At 66.2% G+C, this 15,006-nt stretch carries 17 protein-coding genes; 7 read left to right on the top strand and 10 right to left on the bottom strand.

Features of this window, described 5'->3' with window-relative positions:
• The first annotated feature begins 1 nt into the window (after position 1).
• Positions 2-955, top strand: coding sequence for an ACT domain-containing protein (locus B9N97_RS20445; RefSeq protein ID WP_085089582.1), 954 nt, complete (start codon positions 2-4; stop codon positions 953-955).
• A 153-nt stretch (positions 956-1,108) separates the two neighbouring features.
• Here the strand turns inward: B9N97_RS20445 and B9N97_RS20450 are convergent, their stop codons facing one another.
• Positions 1,109-1,306, bottom strand: coding sequence for a hypothetical protein (locus tag B9N97_RS20450; RefSeq protein WP_085089583.1), 198 nt, complete (start codon positions 1,304-1,306; stop codon positions 1,109-1,111).
• Positions 1,307-1,363: 57 nt separating this feature from the next.
• Positions 1,364-1,774: an HIT domain-containing protein gene (locus tag B9N97_RS20455; RefSeq protein WP_085089584.1), complete on the bottom strand. Its 411-nt coding sequence runs from the start codon at positions 1,772-1,774 to the stop codon at positions 1,364-1,366.
• A gap of 255 nt (positions 1,775-2,029) precedes the next feature.
• On the opposite strand from B9N97_RS20455, the gene B9N97_RS20460 reads away from it, so the two are divergent.
• On the top strand, positions 2,030-4,642 hold the full coding sequence (locus B9N97_RS20460; RefSeq protein WP_085089585.1) for a glycosyltransferase family 2 protein: 2,613 nt from the start codon (positions 2,030-2,032) through the stop codon (positions 4,640-4,642).
• A gap of 86 nt (positions 4,643-4,728) precedes the next feature.
• The gene (locus tag B9N97_RS20465) at positions 4,729-5,304 is read left to right on the top strand and encodes a hypothetical protein (RefSeq protein WP_085089586.1); all 576 of its coding nucleotides are present in this window, start codon (positions 4,729-4,731) and stop codon (positions 5,302-5,304) included.
• 94 nt (positions 5,305-5,398) lie between these two features.
• Here the strand turns inward: B9N97_RS20465 and recA are convergent, their stop codons facing one another.
• The 8 genes from recA to flgB form a co-directional block, all read right to left on the bottom strand.
• On the bottom strand, positions 5,399-6,478 hold the full coding sequence (gene recA / locus B9N97_RS20470) for a recombinase RecA (protein WP_085089587.1): 1,080 nt from the start codon (positions 6,476-6,478) through the stop codon (positions 5,399-5,401).
• Positions 6,479-6,630: 152 nt separating this feature from the next.
• Positions 6,631-9,162: an ATP-binding protein gene (locus tag B9N97_RS20475; protein ID WP_085090682.1), complete on the bottom strand. Its 2,532-nt coding sequence runs from the start codon at positions 9,160-9,162 to the stop codon at positions 6,631-6,633.
• 132 nt (positions 9,163-9,294) lie between these two features.
• The gene (gene flhB, locus B9N97_RS20480; protein ID WP_085089588.1) at positions 9,295-10,371 is read right to left on the bottom strand and encodes a flagellar biosynthesis protein FlhB; all 1,077 of its coding nucleotides are present in this window, start codon (positions 10,369-10,371) and stop codon (positions 9,295-9,297) included.
• 13 nt (positions 10,372-10,384) lie between these two features.
• The gene (fliR, locus tag B9N97_RS20485; RefSeq protein ID WP_085089589.1) at positions 10,385-11,155 is read right to left on the bottom strand and encodes a flagellar biosynthetic protein FliR; all 771 of its coding nucleotides are present in this window, start codon (positions 11,153-11,155) and stop codon (positions 10,385-10,387) included.
• Positions 11,152-11,511, bottom strand: coding sequence for a flagellar biosynthetic protein FliQ (locus B9N97_RS20490; protein ID WP_085089590.1), 360 nt, complete (start codon positions 11,509-11,511; stop codon positions 11,152-11,154). Before B9N97_RS20490 ends, fliR begins: the two co-directional genes overlap by 4 nt.
• A 43-nt stretch (positions 11,512-11,554) precedes the next feature.
• A complete protein-coding gene (gene fliE / locus B9N97_RS20495; protein ID WP_085089591.1) occupies positions 11,555-11,854 on the bottom strand; it encodes a flagellar hook-basal body complex protein FliE in 300 nt (99 codons plus the stop codon).
• Between the two features lie 52 nt (positions 11,855-11,906).
• A complete protein-coding gene (gene flgC / locus B9N97_RS20500; RefSeq protein ID WP_085089592.1) occupies positions 11,907-12,317 on the bottom strand; it encodes a flagellar basal body rod protein FlgC in 411 nt (136 codons plus the stop codon).
• Positions 12,318-12,358: 41 nt separating this feature from the next.
• The gene (flgB, locus tag B9N97_RS20505; RefSeq protein ID WP_085089593.1) at positions 12,359-12,763 is read right to left on the bottom strand and encodes a flagellar basal body rod protein FlgB; all 405 of its coding nucleotides are present in this window, start codon (positions 12,761-12,763) and stop codon (positions 12,359-12,361) included.
• A gap of 244 nt (positions 12,764-13,007) precedes the next feature.
• On the opposite strand from flgB, the gene B9N97_RS20510 reads away from it, so the two are divergent.
• The 4 genes from B9N97_RS20510 to fliP are packed head-to-tail and all read left to right on the top strand — an operon-like array spanning position 13,008 to position 14,937.
• Positions 13,008-13,382, top strand: coding sequence for an EscU/YscU/HrcU family type III secretion system export apparatus switch protein (locus B9N97_RS20510; protein WP_085089594.1), 375 nt, complete (start codon positions 13,008-13,010; stop codon positions 13,380-13,382).
• The gene (locus tag B9N97_RS20515; RefSeq protein WP_085089595.1) at positions 13,379-13,792 is read left to right on the top strand and encodes a hypothetical protein; all 414 of its coding nucleotides are present in this window, start codon (positions 13,379-13,381) and stop codon (positions 13,790-13,792) included. Before B9N97_RS20510 ends, B9N97_RS20515 begins: the two co-directional genes overlap by 4 nt.
• A gap of 21 nt (positions 13,793-13,813) precedes the next feature.
• Positions 13,814-14,152 (top strand): FliO/MopB family protein, encoded by a 339-nt coding sequence (locus B9N97_RS20520; RefSeq protein WP_085089596.1) that lies wholly within the window; start codon positions 13,814-13,816, stop codon positions 14,150-14,152.
• The gene (fliP, locus tag B9N97_RS20525; protein ID WP_143266792.1) at positions 14,149-14,937 is read left to right on the top strand and encodes a flagellar type III secretion system pore protein FliP; all 789 of its coding nucleotides are present in this window, start codon (positions 14,149-14,151) and stop codon (positions 14,935-14,937) included. The genes B9N97_RS20520 and fliP overlap by 4 nt, the downstream gene beginning before the upstream one ends.
• Positions 14,938-15,006: the final 69 nt, after the last annotated feature.

The raw sequence follows: 15,006 nt of genomic DNA on the forward strand, positions 1-15,006 counted from the left end.
CATGGATGAGTTGATCAGGAACGCCTCGCTCGCCCGCCGGCTGGCGATCGGCGACCGGCGGACGGTGGGCGACGCCCCCTCCGTCGCCGACGAGGTGTCGGCCGACCGGGGCAAGCTGGCGGAGCTGGTGGGCTGTCTGTTCGACCGCAATGCCAGCGTGCGCATGCGCGCTGCCGATGCACTGGAACGGGTGTCGCGCGGCAATCCCGGCTGGCTCGACCCCTATGTCGAGCATCTGCTGACCGACGCAGTCGCCATCGAGCAGGCGGAGGTGCGCTGGCACCTCGCCCAGATCGTGCCGCGCCTGACCATGACGGAGGAGCAGCGCCACCGCGCCGCCGTGCTGCTGGCCGACTGGTTCGAGAACAGCCCGAGCCGCATCGTCCAGACCAGCGCCTTGCAGGCCGTGGTCGATCTGGCCGAATCGGACGCCAACCTGCGCGCCACCTCAGCGGAGATGCTGGGCCGCGCCATGCGCTCCGGCGTGCCGTCGCTGGCCGCCCGCGCGCGGCGCATCCTGAAACCCTTCGAGGTGGACGAGGCGACGCTGACCGCGGCCTTGGTGCGGGAGCAGACCGGCCTCACCCTGTCGATCCTGCCCGACCGTCTGGCGGTGGCGCAGATGCCGCCCGGCAGCGGCCTGCCCGACTGGCTCGACTGGACCGACCCGCTGGTCGGCGCCACCCGGACGGGAGAGGAACTGTCGATTCTTTGCCGCGAAGACCGGGTGCCCGACGGCGTGAAGGCCGAACGCGGCTGGCGCGCCTTCCGGGTGGAGGGCGTGGTCGATTTCTCGCTGTTCGGCATCCTTGCCCGCATCGCCGTGCCGCTGGCCCAGGCCCATTTGCCGATCTTCGCGATCTCCACCTACAACACCGACTATGTGCTGGTCCGCGCCGACGATCTGGACAAGGCGGCGGACGTGCTGTCGCTGAGCTGCACGGTGAAGCGGTAGGACGCGCGCTAACGCCACTTGCCCCCTCCCCATCCCTCCCCGCTAACGCGGGAGGGGGGGAATGACGCTTGTCAGAGTAACTGAAATGCAGAGCAGCGGAGTTCCCTCTCCCTCGAAGAGGGGGAGGGTTAGGGAGGGGCAAAACTTCTCCTTCTAAACCCCGCCACCTTCCCGTTGGCTCTGTTCGATGATCTCCTCCCGCTCGCCCATCTCGTCCCACTTCTTCTGAACGGGCTTGTCAGGGTCGCCGGACGCCTTGCCGGTCTTGTCGACCAGCTTGTCCTCGATTCGCTGGGCGGCGTCCGATGGCGCGTCGGAGGTCACGGATTTGGAGCGGTCCTTGTCGGTCATGGCGGCGGTCTCCCGAGAAGATGATTGACCACCCAAACACTCACCACCCGATAAAGTTCACGGCGTCGTTCGGAACGCCTCGGCCAGCCGTTCCACCAGGGCATCCGCCTCCGCCGCCTCATAGGGTTCGGCATGGCCCGAGCCCCAGACCGGACCCGGCCAAGCCGGATCGCCGCGCGTCCGGCCGATCACATGGACGTGCAACTGCGGCACCATGTTGCCCAGCGCCCCGACATTCATCTTGTCGGGCGAGAACAGCCGCTCCACCACGCGGGACGCCTGCGCGATCTCCCGCATCAGCGTCGCCTGATCGCTCTCTTCCAGCCGATGGATCTCCACGGCCCCCTCGCGCATCGGTACCAGGATCAGCCAGGGCCACAGCCGGTTGTTCATCAGCAGCACCCGGCACAGCCCCAGATCGGTCACAGGGCGGGTGTCGGCCCGTAGCCGTTCGTTAAGGGAAAACATGCTTCACTCCATTCATGGCCTGCGCCGGGCGCCGCCGGGGAATAATCCGGAGGCTGCCCTGTTATAGCCGGCAGTGGCGGGGCAACCGCGAAGCTTGTATAGATTGCCGTGCGCGCCGGCCATACGGCGCAGCGGCATTCGTTGGACGATTATAGAGTTCGGTCCGAGGACATGGTCGGGGCGGCAACGGTCCCCTTGCGCCATCTCCACGGGCCGTATCCATGTTTTCTGGTGCGGCGAGCGAGAACGATCCACATGCGCAAATCGGCCTTTGCGGTTCTGATCCTGGTGATCCTCGGCAACATCGCCTTCTGGGCACTTTGGAATCGTCCGGTGGACGAGCGGTCCTGGGCCGGCGCCATCACCGGCGTCGCCTATACCCCCTTCCACTCGGACAAGAGCCCGTCGAAGGGCGACAAGGCGTCCGCCGAGGACATCGAGAAGGACATGGACGCGCTGGAGGGTGCGGTAAAGGCCGTCCGGACCTATTCGACCACCGACGGCTCCGAGATGGTGGCGGCCATCGCCGCCAAGCACGGCCTCCCGGTGACCGCCGGCGCCTGGACCACCGGCAAGCCTGAGATCGACGAGCCGGAACTGGCCGGCCTGATCAAGCTGGCGCGCGCCAACAGCAATGTGCGCCGCGTTCTGGTCGGCAACGAGGCGATCCTGCGCGCCGACCTGACGGTCCCGCAGGCCATCGAGTACGTCAAGCGGGTGAAGAAGAAGGTCAACGTCCCGGTTTCCATCGCCGAGCCGTGGCACGTCTGGCTGAAGAATCCCGAACTGGCCGAGGCCGTCGACTTCCTCGCCGTTCACCTGTTGCCCTATTGGGAAGGCGTGCCGGTCGACCAGTCGGTCGATTACGCCATGTTCCGCTACAACGAGCTGAAGCAGAAGTTCCCGAACAAGCACATCCTGATCGGCGAGATCGGCTGGCCGGCCGACGGCCCGTGGCGCCGCGGCGCCGAGGCCAGTCAGGTCAATCAGGCCAAGTTCATCCGCAACTTCCTGAACGTCGCCGCCCAGAACAAGCTCGACTATTTCATCATGGAGGCCTTCGACCAGCCCTGGAAGCGGGAGATCGAGGGCACGGCGGGAACCAGCTGGGGCCTGTGGGACTATCAGCGCAATCCGAAATTCCCGATGATCGGCGGGGTGAACGAGATCCGCAACTGGGAGATCAAGTGCGCCACCGCCATCGCGCTGGGCTTCCTGCCGCTGGTGTTCTTCCTGTGGCGCCGCAGCGACCTGAAGATCGGCGGCCAGATCTTCTACGGCGCACTGATCCAGGCGGTGGCCTCCGTCCTGGTCTTCACCGTCAGCGCGGCGTCGGCCGCCGGACTCGCGCTCACCACCGAGATCGCCTGGGGCTTGCTGATCTTCTGCCAGTTGGTGCTGTTCGCGGTCATGCTGATCGACGGCATGGAGCTGACGGAGGTCGTCTGGCAGCACAAGTTCAAGCGCAAGTTCATCCCCTGCTCCGCCGCCCCGCTGCCGAACGCGGCGAAGGTGTCGATCCATGTGCCCTGCTACAACGAGCCGCCGCACATGGTCATGCAGACGCTGGACGCGCTGGCCGCCCTCGATTACCCGAACTACGAAGTCCTGCTGCTCGACAACAACACCAAGGATCCGGCGGTCTGGCGGCCGATCGAGGAGTATTGCCGGAAGCTGGGGCCGAAGTTCCGCTTCTTCCACCTCGACAACTGGCCGGGCTTCAAGGCCGGCGCGCTGAATTTCGGCTTGGCGCAGACCGCCCCCGATGCCGAACACATCGCCGTCATCGACAGCGACTATCAGGTCCATCCCGACTGGCTGAAGGCGACCATCCCGCACTTCAGCCGGCCGGAGGTCGGCTTCGTCCAGTCGCCGCAGGACTATCGCGAGTGGGAGCACGACCTGTTCCAGCGCATGACCAACTGGGAATATGCCGGCTTCTTCCACATCGGCATGATCCAGCGGAACGAGCGCAACGCGATCATTCAGCACGGCACCATGACCATCATCCGCAAGTCGGCCCTGGAAAAGGTCGGCCGCTGGGGCGAATGGTGCATCACCGAGGACGCCGACCTCGGCCTGCGCCTGTTCGAGCATGGCTATGAGGCCGTCTATATGCCGGAGAGCTACGGCAAGGGGCTGGTCCCCGACAGCTTCTCCGCCTACAAGACGCAGCGTTTCCGCTGGGCCTATGGCGCCGTGCAGATCCTGAAGCACCATTGGCGCCAGCTGTCGCCGGGCGCGAAGGAGCTGACCGCCGGCCAGAAGTACCATTTCATCACCGGCTGGCTGCCCTGGTTCGCCGACGCCGCCCATATGGTGTTCGGCATCGCCGGCATCCTGTGGTCGATCGGCCTGATGGCCTTCCCGAAATATTTCGAGTTTCCGCCCAACGTCTTCATGATCCCGACGCTCAGCGTCTTCGCCTTCAAGGTCGGCGCGTCGCTCTGGCTCTACGAGGCGCGGGTGAAGTGCGGCTTCTGGGACAAGGTCGGGGCGGCGGTGGCCGGCATGGCGCTGACCCACACGGTCGGCCGCGCCATGTGGCTGGGCATCTTCACCTCCGGCCGGCCTTTCGTCCGCACGCCGAAGTGCGAGAACCAGCCGGCGCTGATGCAGGCCTTCCTGATGGCGCGGGAGGAACTGGTGCTGCTGGTGTCGCTGTGGGGCGCGGCGCTGGCCATCGTCATGGTCTTCGGCCACGAGAACCGCGACGCCTTCATGTGGTCGGGCCTGCTGGTGGTGCAGTCGCTGCCCTATCTGGCCGCCTTCATCACCGCGCTGATCAACGTCTTCCCCACCATCGGCTTCGGCAAGAGCAAGCCGGAAGCCGCCGACGGCGCCGTCGGGGCCGGGGCCGGCGACTGACGGGACAGCCGGCGCTTTCACATTGACGAAAGCGCCGGCTCTGCCAGACTTGGTCTCTCAGGGGATCATTTCCCGGGAGGCGGCCCATGTCCGGCAATCTCACCTCCGGCCGCGGCATCGGCCCGCCGGAGTTCAGCGTCCGCACCACCGCGGGCGTCGAGCGGAGCGGCAACGCCACCGACCGCAACAGCCGCCGCAACCCCCGCCAGGAACGGCACGACCGCGAACAGGAACGGCGTGACCACAACCCGCCCAATCCGCAGCGCCGCCGTCTCTACGACCTTCTGTTCGACGAGGTCGATCAGTTCGACGGGCTGGACGAGCGTCAGCGGAGCAAGCTGAAGGACAATCTCCGCAGCCACCTTTCCCGACGCGCCCCGTCACCGCCGGCTGCGCCGCCCCCGGTCCACCATGATGAAGAGGCGCTGGCCGAAGCGCTGCTGAAGGATCCGGCGGCGCCGGTCCCCGTCGATCCTGAGCACATCGTCCAGGCAGCAATCGCCGCCGCACCGGAATTGGACCCGGAAACTGCACGGCTGGCGGAGCAACTGCGCGACTGCCTCGCCCGCAACACCGACCGTGCGCGCAAGGTGGCGATCTACCTGCACCTGCTGCTGACGCTGGAAGGGGCGTTCCGGCCGCACATGGTCGTGGATGTTTAGGGGCAAACGCCGTCTGAAACTCCCACATCCCTCAACAAAAAAGCCCCGCCTCCCTTTCGGAAGGCGGGGCCTTTCAATTCACCAGCCCTGAGCGTCACTCCGGAGTGGAGGCTTCGCCGTCGGCTTCCGGGGTGCCCATCATCGCATCGGCGACCAGACCGGCGTTACCGCGGATCTTGGCCTCGATCGCGTCGGCCATCTCGGGGTTGTTGCGCAGGTAGGTCTTGGCGTTCTCGCGGCCCTGGCCGATGCGGGTGCCGTCATAGCTGAACCACGCACCCGACTTGTCGACCACGCCGGCCTGAATGCCGAGGTCGAGCAGTTCGCCCACCTTCGACACGCCCTCGCCGTACATGATGTCGAACTCGACCACGCGGAAGGGCGGGGCCATCTTGTTCTTCACCACCTTGACGCGGGTCTGGTTGCCGACGACGGTGTCGCGGTCCTTGATCGAGCCGATGCGGCGGATGTCGAGACGGACGGAGGCGTAGAACTTCAGCGCGTTACCACCGGTCGTCGTTTCGGGGTTGCCGAACATCACGCCGATCTTCAGGCGGATCTGGTTGATGAAGATCACCAGGCAGTTCGACTTGGAGATCGAGCCGGTCAGCTTGCGCAGCGCCTGGCTCATCAGGCGGGCATGCAGGCCGACGTGGCTGTCGCCCATCTCGCCCTCAAGCTCTGCGCGCGGAACCAGTGCGGCAACCGAGTCGACCACCAGCACGTCGATGGCGCCGGAGCGCACCAGCGTGTCGGCGATCTCCAGCGCCTGCTCGCCGGCATCCGGCTGGGAGATCAGCAACTCGTCGATGTTGACGCCCAGCTTGCGGGCATAGGACGGGTCGAGCGCGTGTTCGGCGTCGACGAAGGCGCAGGTGCCGCCGGCCTTCTGGGCCTGGGCGATGGCGTGCAGCGCCAGCGTGGTCTTGCCCGAGCTTTCCGGCCCGTAGATTTCGATGATGCGGCCCTTGGGCAGGCCGCCGATGCCCAGCGCGATATCGAGCCCCAGGGAGCCGGTGGAGATGACCTCCGTCTCGACCAAGTTCTCACGGGCGCCAAGCTTCATGATCGAGCCCTTGCCGAACGCGCGTTCGATCTGGCTCAGGGCGGCATCGAGCGCCTTCTGCTTGTCCATGGAATCCTTCTCGACCAAACGAAGCTGTGCGGACGACATGCCCGGTACCCCTCTCTTAGAACACACGGTCGGCGCTCTTGCAACGAGGCTGAATGTACTCTCTTCGTTCTCATTTGCAAGGGCTGATGTTGCCTGTGCGTTCCTATTTTACGGGGTATATCCGGGCATGCTGTTGCGGATGGAGTCGCCCCTCACCGACCATCGCGGATGACCTCCTTCACCTTGGAGGCCAGCTGCTTCAAAGAGAAGGGCTTGGGCAGGAAATGGGCGACTTCGACGCCGTCGATCTCACCCAGCCGGTCCTCGGCATAGCCGGAGATGAAGATCACCCGCATCTCCGGCCGCAGCTTGCGGACATGGCGGGCGAGCGTCGGGCCGTCCATCTGCGGCATCACCACGTCGGTGATCAGCAGGTCGATGGAGGCGCCGTTGGTCTCGATCTGCTGCAGCGCCGCCTCGCCGTTCTTGGCCTCCAGCACCTGATAGCCCTTGTTGCGGAGCGCGCGGGCGGAGAAGACGCGCACGGCGTCCTCGTCCTCCACCAGCAGGATGGTGCCGGTGCCGGTCAGGTCGCTGCCGCGCCGCTCGCGCGGTTCGGCAGTGTCGACCGGGCGCAGTTCGCCCTGGTGGTGCGGCAGCAGGATGGTGAAGGTCGTCCCCTCCCCCACTGCCGAATCGACCAGCACGAAGCCGCCGGTCTGCCGGACGATGCCGTATACGGTCGACAGGCCCAACCCGGTGCCCGACCCGACCTCCTTGGTGGTGTAGAAGGGTTCGAAGATGCGCTGCAGATTCTCCCGCGCGATGCCGCAGCCGGTGTCGATCACCTCGATGGAGACATAGCTGCCGGGCGGGATCGTCTCATGCTCCCGCCGTTCCGGCTGGCTGACGACGTAGTTGGTGGTGTTGATGGTCAGCTTTCCGCCGCCGGCCATAGCGTCGCGGGCATTGACCACCAGATTGATGATGACCTGCTCCAGCTGGTTCTGGTCGACCTTGACCAGCCCCAGATCGCGGCCGTGGATCATCTTCAGTTCGATGTTCTCGCCGATCAGCCGGCGCAGCAGGTTCGCCAACTCCGCCAGCACGTCGGTCACGTTGATGACGCGCGGCTGCAGGGTCTGCTGGCGCGAGAAGGCCAGCAGCTGCCGCACGAGGTTGGCGGCGCGGTTGGCGTTCTGCTTGATCTGCATGATGTCGCTGAAGGACTGGTCGCCCGGCTTGTGCCGCAGAAGCAGCAGGTCGCAGAAGCCGATCATCGCCGTCAGCAGGTTGTTGAAATCATGCGCAACGCCGCCGGCCAGCTGGCCGACCGCCTGCATCTTCTGCGACTGGGCGAACTGCGCCTCCAGGCTCTTGCGCTCGGTCATGTCGATGAAGTGAAGGATCAGGCCCACTCCGTCGGCCTTGCCGGCATCCGTGCGGCCATCGGTGCGCACCGGGTTGGCGAGGCGCCGGGCGTAGAGCTGGGCGGTCAGTTCCCGCCCACCGGACAACCGCACCTCCAGCGGGTGGGCCGGGTCGGCGCCGCCCTGCACCGATTTCAGCCTTGCGGTCACCGCTTCGCGCTCCGCCGGGACGATCAGGTCGGCCATCGGTCGGTTGATGACGCTGCCCGCCTCGCTGCCGATCAGCGCCAGGAAGGCCTCGTTGCATTCGGTCAGCTGGCCGGTCTCGTCAACCAGGGCGATGCCGATCGGCGCGTCTTCGAAGAAGCGCTGGAACCGCTGTTCGGACTGGCGCAGGGCCTCCTGCCATTCCCGTTCCGGCGACAGGTCGCGCACGACCGACCGGGTGTGGATGGTGCCGTCATCGGCCCGCACCACGCTTTGCGCCACCGCGACCTGGAAACGCCGGCCGCGCAGCCCCACCATGGTCAGCTCGCCACGCTGTTCGCCGCCGCCGTGATCGAACAGGTCGTAGGGTGCGGCGGAGACCGGGGGAGCCGCCAGGATGCCGTGCAGGCGCGATTCGCCATCGGTCAGGTCGCCGGGCGCAGCCTCCAGCCACTGGGCAAGCGTGGCGTTGACGAACAGGAACTGGCCGTTCTGATCGACCGAGAAGAAGCCGACCGGCGCATGCTCCATGAAGTCAGCCAGCTTGGCCTGCTCGCGCAGCATGACATGCTCGAGCTCCCACCGCGCGGTGATGTCCTCGATCCGCCAATGGACGGAGCCGGGGAAGCCGGCGACCGGCTGCCCCTGCACCTTGCGCCATTCCGGCGGGTGGTTGTCCAGCGCCGGGATCGCCAGTTCGGCCGAGGCGGCGGCACCGGCCCTCACCCGCTCGCGCAGGCGGCGGAACTCGCGTGCGCTGTCGGGATCGCCGGAAAACTGGCGCGCCAGGGCGTCCAGCGGCCGTTCGCCGCGGCGCCAGCCTGCCAACTCGCGGAAGGCGGCATTGACGAACACCACCTCGTCGGCCCCGTCGCAGACCAGCTGCCCGGCCGGCATCCCTTCCAGCGCACCGCTCAGCAGCGCGCCGATGCGTGCCGACCGCCGCACAACCGACACGCTGCGGGCAATCAGCAGAGCCACGCCTGCCGCCGCCAGTCCGGCGCCCAGCCAGCCGACCTCGTCGCGGTCCAGCAGAAGGCCAGCGGCCAGCACCAGCAGCCCGGCCGGCGCCAGCGCATATTGGATGAGCATCAGCACGCCGCCGGACGATGCCCGGTGGTTCGCTGCATTGCGTGCGGTGTCGGTAAGGGAAGTTGTCTCGTCCACCAATACTCCAAACCCCACACGGTCTTCCCGGGAAATGCCACCGGACCGGATTTTACCGACCGGGCATCTCCGTCGCGCCACCTGCGATGGTCGGCCGCTCCACCCGGTCCCGTCAACCGTTACGGAGCCGGATCAGTTGCGCAGCGCCCGCCCTTTGAGCTTGAAGACATAGGTAATGACTTCGGCGACCGCCCGATAGTGCTCGGACGGAACTTCTTCGTCGATATCGCAAGCGGCATAGAGCGCACGGGCGAGGGGCGGGTTTTCTATGACCGGAACATTGTTCGATTCGGCGATCTCGCGAATCTTGAAGGCGACCTGATCGACGCCCTTCGCCAGCACCATCGGCGCGCCCATCTGGTTCGGGTCGTATTTCAATGCGACCGCAAAGTGGGTCGGGTTGGTGACCACCACGTCGGCGTTCGGCACCGCGGCCATCATGCGCTTGCGCGCGCGCTCGAACCGCAACTGCCGGATGCGTCCCTTTACGACGGGATCGCCTTCCTGCTGCTTGTGTTCGTCCTTCACCTCCTGCTTGGTCATCTTCATCTTCTTGTCGAACTGCTGCTTCTGCCACAGGAAGTCGCCGGCGGCGATGAAGGTAAGGACCACCAGGACCCAGATCAGCAGCCGATGGGCCAGCCCGTCCATCTGCAGCAGCATGGTGACGATGTCGATGCCGATATACGCCTCGATGCCGCCGAACATCGGCACGAGCGCCATGTAGGCGACGCCGCCCACCACCGCCAGCTTGGCGATGCTCTTCAGCAGTTCCACCCCCTGGTTAGCCTTGAACATGTTCATCAGGCCGGGCAGCGGATTCAGCTTGCCGAATTTCGGCGCGATCAGCTGCCAGGAGACGTGGAAGCCGGTCTGCCCGATGGTCGACAGCACGCCGGCCACCACGAACAGCAGGATGGGCAGCCACAGCGCCCACATGACGTCGCGCATCACCCGGAACAGCAGAGCGCCGACCCCGGCGCGATCGAAAGTGAACTGGTCCAGGTTCTCGAAATAATAATTCAGCCTGAACACCAGCCCCTTCAGGGTGCCGGGCAGGATCGAGATCAGCACCACCAGCATCGCCGCGACCATCAACCAGTTCGCGGCCTCGCGGGTCATCGCGAACTGGCCCTGTTTGTGGGCCTCGTCGAGCTTTTTGCCTGTCGGCTCTTCTGTTTTGGAGGACTCGTCCGCCTCTTCCGACACCGGCGTCCTCCCTCTACAGCGGCTTCAGGAATTCGACGAAGGTCGATTCGAAGCGCGACAGCCAGAACAGCATCATCGCGCCCAGCGTCAGCGCGAACATGAACAGGCCCAGCAGCACCTGGACGGAGGTGAACAGCTGGAACACCTGAACCTGCGGTGCCAGCTTGTTCAGCAACCCCAGCGCCAGCGCGAACAGCATGCCGGTGATCAGGAAGGGGGCGGCCATCTGCACCCCCAGCATGAAACTTTTCGACACCAGCAGCCCGACCACGTTCGCCATGTCGTCGATGGGGATCGCCGCCCCCGGTGTGAAGGTGGCGTAGCTGTCGACCACCGCCATGATCAGCAGATGATGCAGGTCGGTGACGAAAATCAGCAGCAGCCCCAGCCAGCCCATCAGCGAGCCGGGCAGGGAGCCCGATGTCGCCAGCGCCGGATTGAAGATCTGCGCGTTGGCAAGGCCGCTCTGCAGGCTGATGATGGTGCCGGCCACCTCCAGCGCTCCCATCAGCAGCCTCGCGATGGTGCCGAGGAAAATTCCCACCGTCATCTCGCCGGCGGCCAGCACCATCAGCTGGAATGGACTGTCGGGCATCGGCGGCAGCATCGGCCGGATCGCCGGCGCCACCAGCGTGCTAACCGCCAGCGCGAACAGCAGGCGCATGCGCGTGGGGACGAAGGCGTCGCCGATGGTCGGCATCACGCTGAAGGCGGTGCCGACCCGCATGAAGACCAACATCCAGACGAAGATCTGTTCGCCCAGGAGCTGCTGCAGGACGTTCATTGGCCCGCCGCGGCGGCGGTCGGCGCCGGGGGCGGCGTCACGCCGGTGCCGGGGGTGAAGGGCGCGCCGCCATTGTCGGAGGCGCCGACGCCGATGGCGACGATGCGGTCGGCGACCTCATGCTCGAAGAAGTCGGTCAGCTTGCCCAGCATGAAGGGCATCAGCAGGATGCTGAGACCGAAGACCAGCAGCACCTTCGGCACCATGGCCAGGGTCTGCTCGCTGATCTGCGTCACCGCCTGGAAGATGGAGATGACGGTGCCGACCGCCATCATGATGACCAGAATTGGCCCGCACACCATCACCAGCGTGACGATGGACGTGCGGCAGAGTTCGATGACTTCGGTCTCGTTCATGACGACGGATACAGGACAGTGACTTGGGACCGGTCTGACGCCGTCACATCGGCATGCGCAGGATTTCCTGATAGGCGTTCAGCACCTTGTCGCGCACGGCGGTGACGGTCTGCAGCGTCACTTCGGCGTTGGTCACGGCCTGGACGACGTCGTTCAGGTCGGCCTTGCCGACGGAGGCCATGGCCGACATGTCCTCGCTCTTCTTCAGGGTACCGATGCTTTCCTTGGCCGCCTGCTCCAGCACGTCGCCGAAGGAGAGGCCGTCGCGCGCGGCCATGCCGGGGCCGGTCGTCTTGGCGGCGGTGGTGGCGTAGGCCGCGGCGGCGTTCAGCGGATTGATCATGGCGGCGGTTCCGGTCGGTCGGGAAGGTCAGGGGCGATTGGGCGGGACGGGATCAGGCGCGCAGGATGTCGATGGTGCGGGTCAGCATCTGGCGCGCGGTGTCGATGGCCGACAGGTTGGCTTCGTAGCTGCGCTGGGCCTCGCGCATGTCCATCGCCTCCACCACCGTGTTGACGTTGGGCATCAGCACATAGCCGTCGGCGTCGGCCGACGGGTGGGAGGGATCGTAGCGGCGCTGGAAATCGCTCTTGTCCACATCGACCTTGGCGACGCGGACCTTGTCGACGTCCATCGCGCGGTCCAGCTCGTTCTTGAAGATGACCGTCTTGCGGCGGTAGGGCAGGTCGCCCGGCGTTTCCGCAGTGGTGTTGGCGTTCGCCAGATTCTCCGAAATGACCTTCAGGCGCGTGCCCTGCGCCTTCATGCCCGAGGCGGACACCGCCATCGACTTGTAGAGATCCATCGCACCGCCTCCTCAAAAACCCGCCGGCAAATCCAAGCCGATCAACTGCCCGAGCGGATCGCCGACTTGATCATCGCCACCTGCTTTTTGTACAGGTTGGTGATGGTCTGGTAATCCATCGAATTCTGGCTCATCCGCATCATCTGGTCTTCCAGGACGACGTTGTTGCCGTCCGGCGCCGTCTCGTACGGGTCGCGCACCTTCTGTTCCTGCGCCATGCCGCCCGGTCCGCGGGATCCTGCCAGATGGGACGGGTTGGTCGCCACCGGGGTCAGCCGCCGGCTGTCGCCCAGCGCGTCGCGGAAGGTGAAGGGCTTCAGGTCACGGCCCTTGTATTCCGGCGTGTCGGCGTTGGCGATGTTCTGCGAGATGACTTCCTGACGCTGGGTCAGCCAGTCCATCTTGCGCGACATCAGTTTGAAGATGCCGAGATTTCCGAGGTCCATGGCCCTGATCCCGCCCGATGCCGCTGGAATGCCGCTGCCAAATCCACTGGCAAATCTGTTGAACGCCGCCCGGAACGGGCATCGTCACAGCCTCCGATGGTCGCCCGTTTGCGTTAACGAAGGATGAATCCCCGCCGACGCGAATCGACCGGCCCCGCCGCCTTTACAGTTCGTTAAGCCTACCGGTCCAGGATGCGGGCCAGGAAGGACCCCCTACTCGACGCCCCCTCGACAAGGCCGCCCTTTGTCCGCGCAAGCCCGCCCCCCCGCCTCGCCGCCAGCCGGCAAGACGCAGTCCCCTGCCCGGGGTCCCCTTGCCCGGCGGCCGGTCGCAGTCGCGCTGAAATACCATCTGGGGACGGAGACGCTGCCGCGGATCGTCGCCACCGGCAAGGGCACGGTGGCGGAACAGATCCTGGAGGTCGCCTTCGCCAACGGCGTGAAGGTGCGTGAGGACGCCGATCTGGTGGAGATCCTGTCCGCCATCGAGGTCGACAGCGACATCCCCGTCGAGGCCATCGCCGCCGTGGCGGAAATCCTCGCTTATGTCTACCGCGCCAACGGCACAATGCCCGCGGAACCGCACTCCGAGGACATCATCGAGGAGGACAAGCCGTGACCCGTCTGCCACCCGCCTCCCCTTCGCCCGAAAGCACCGAGTCGGCCGGCCGGATCGCGGACCAGGCGGCGGCGCTGGGTGCAACGCTCGACGATGCGCGCACGCAGGCCGAATCCGGCGTGCTGATCGACCTCGCCGGGCTGGAGGATCGCGTGGCCCATCTCTGCCTCGCCGCCGAGTCCCTGCCGCGGGGGGAGGCGCGGACCCTGCTCGGCCCGCTCGGCGATCTGGTCGCGGCGCTGGCGCCGCTGGCCGCCGCGCTGACCGACCAGCAGACCCGGCGGGAGGAGACCATCGCCGCCGCGCTGGCCGGCCGCGACGATCCGCACACCGCCCGCCAGCGCGCCGCCGCCGCCTACGGCCGCTCCGGGAGCCCGGCCGCTCCGGGCCGTCCCGACGATACGCCCTGAAAGAGAAAGCCTGCCGTTTCCATGGATCTCGACCAGTATATCCGTTTCCTGATGGCGCTCCTCTTCGTGGTGGCGCTCATCATGGTCGTCGCCTGGGTGATGCGCCGGGCCGGCATGGCCGGCGGCACCGTGCGCGGGCGTTCCCGCCAGCGGCGGCTGAGCGTGGTGGAGGCTCTGCCGATCGACGCCAAGCGGCGGCTGATCCTGGTCCGTCGCGATGACCGCGAGCATCTGATCCTGCTGAGCGCCAACGGCGACCTGCTGGTCGACAGTGCCCCCGCCGGGGGGTTCGACACCGCGCTCGCCGGGACGGTCGATTCCCCCGCCGCTTCCGCGCCGGCCGGGAGCCAGCCGCGATGACGGCGGCAATCCTGAGGCGCCCGACATCCTGGTGGAAGCCTGCAGCCGCGGGGCTGGCACTGGCGCTGGTCGTGGGCGTTGTGCTGGGGCTGAGTACCGGGCCGGCGCTGGCGCAGAGCCTGACCTTCGACCTCGGCGACGCCGGCGGCACCGCCACCGGCCGTATCGTCCAGACCATCGGCCTGATCACGGTGCTATCGCTGGCGCCGTCGATCCTCATCATGATGACGGCCTTCACCCGCATCGTCATCGTGCTGTCCTTCCTGCGCAATGCGCTGGGCGTGCAGCAGGTGCCGCCGACCACGGTGATGATGTCGCTGGCGCTGTTCCTGACCTTCTTCGTCATGGCCCCGGTGTTCGAGCGCAGCTACACCCAGGGCATCCAGCCGCTGATGAACCAGGAAATCGACGAGATGGAGGCGTTCCGCCGCACGGTGGCGCCCTTGCGCGATTTCATGCTGCATCACACCAGCGAGAAGGACCTGCGGCTTTTCATGGATATGGCCCGCCTGCAGAACGTGCAGGAGCCGAACGACATGCCGCTGCACGTCCTGGTTCCGGCCTTCATGATCTCGGAGATCAAGCGCGGGTTCGAGATCGGCTTTCTGCTGTTCCTGCCCTTCCTGATCATCGACATGGTGGTGTCGTCCATCCTGATGTCGATGGGCATGATGATGTTGCCGCCGACCATGGTCGCCATCCCGTTCAAGATCATCTTCTTCGTGCTGGTCGACGGGTGGTATCTGATCGCCGGATCGCTGGCCCGGAGTTTCGGTACGCTCTGAAATTGCCCGCATGACGGGAAGAGCCCTGCGCACTTCGTCGCAGCCCCCGGGCTTGGCCTTCGCGGCGCA

The sequence above is a fragment of the Azospirillum oryzae genome (assembly GCF_900177515.1).
Taxonomy (GTDB): Bacteria; Pseudomonadota; Alphaproteobacteria; order Azospirillales; family Azospirillaceae; genus Azospirillum; species Azospirillum oryzae_A.

Bases quoted from the DNA above. Each gene is read 5' to 3' on its own strand.
- B9N97_RS20450 (WP_085089583.1), bottom strand. From the start codon at position 1,306: ATGACCGACAAGGACCGCTCCAAATCCGTGACCTCCGACGCGCCATCG.
- flgB (WP_085089593.1), bottom strand. From the start codon at position 12,763: ATGGACCTCGGAAATCTCGGCATCTTCAAACTGATGTCGCGCAAGATG.
- B9N97_RS20445 (WP_085089582.1), top strand. From the start codon at position 2: ATGGATGAGTTGATCAGGAACGCCTCGCTCGCCCGCCGGCTGGCGATC.
- B9N97_RS20460 (WP_085089585.1), top strand. From the start codon at position 2,030: ATGCGCAAATCGGCCTTTGCGGTTCTGATCCTGGTGATCCTCGGCAAC.
- fliR (WP_085089589.1), bottom strand. From the start codon at position 11,155: ATGAACGTCCTGCAGCAGCTCCTGGGCGAACAGATCTTCGTCTGGATG.
- B9N97_RS20490 (WP_085089590.1), bottom strand. From the start codon at position 11,511: ATGAACGAGACCGAAGTCATCGAACTCTGCCGCACGTCCATCGTCACG.
- B9N97_RS20455 (WP_085089584.1), bottom strand. From the start codon at position 1,774: ATGTTTTCCCTTAACGAACGGCTACGGGCCGACACCCGCCCTGTGACC.
- fliP (WP_143266792.1), top strand. From the start codon at position 14,149: ATGACGGCGGCAATCCTGAGGCGCCCGACATCCTGGTGGAAGCCTGCA.
- recA (WP_085089587.1), bottom strand. From the start codon at position 6,478: ATGTCGTCCGCACAGCTTCGTTTGGTCGAGAAGGATTCCATGGACAAG.
- B9N97_RS20465 (WP_085089586.1), top strand. From the start codon at position 4,729: ATGTCCGGCAATCTCACCTCCGGCCGCGGCATCGGCCCGCCGGAGTTC.
- fliE (WP_085089591.1), bottom strand. From the start codon at position 11,854: ATGATCAATCCGCTGAACGCCGCCGCGGCCTACGCCACCACCGCCGCC.
- B9N97_RS20520 (WP_085089596.1), top strand. From the start codon at position 13,814: ATGGATCTCGACCAGTATATCCGTTTCCTGATGGCGCTCCTCTTCGTG.
- flgC (WP_085089592.1), bottom strand. From the start codon at position 12,317: ATGGATCTCTACAAGTCGATGGCGGTGTCCGCCTCGGGCATGAAGGCG.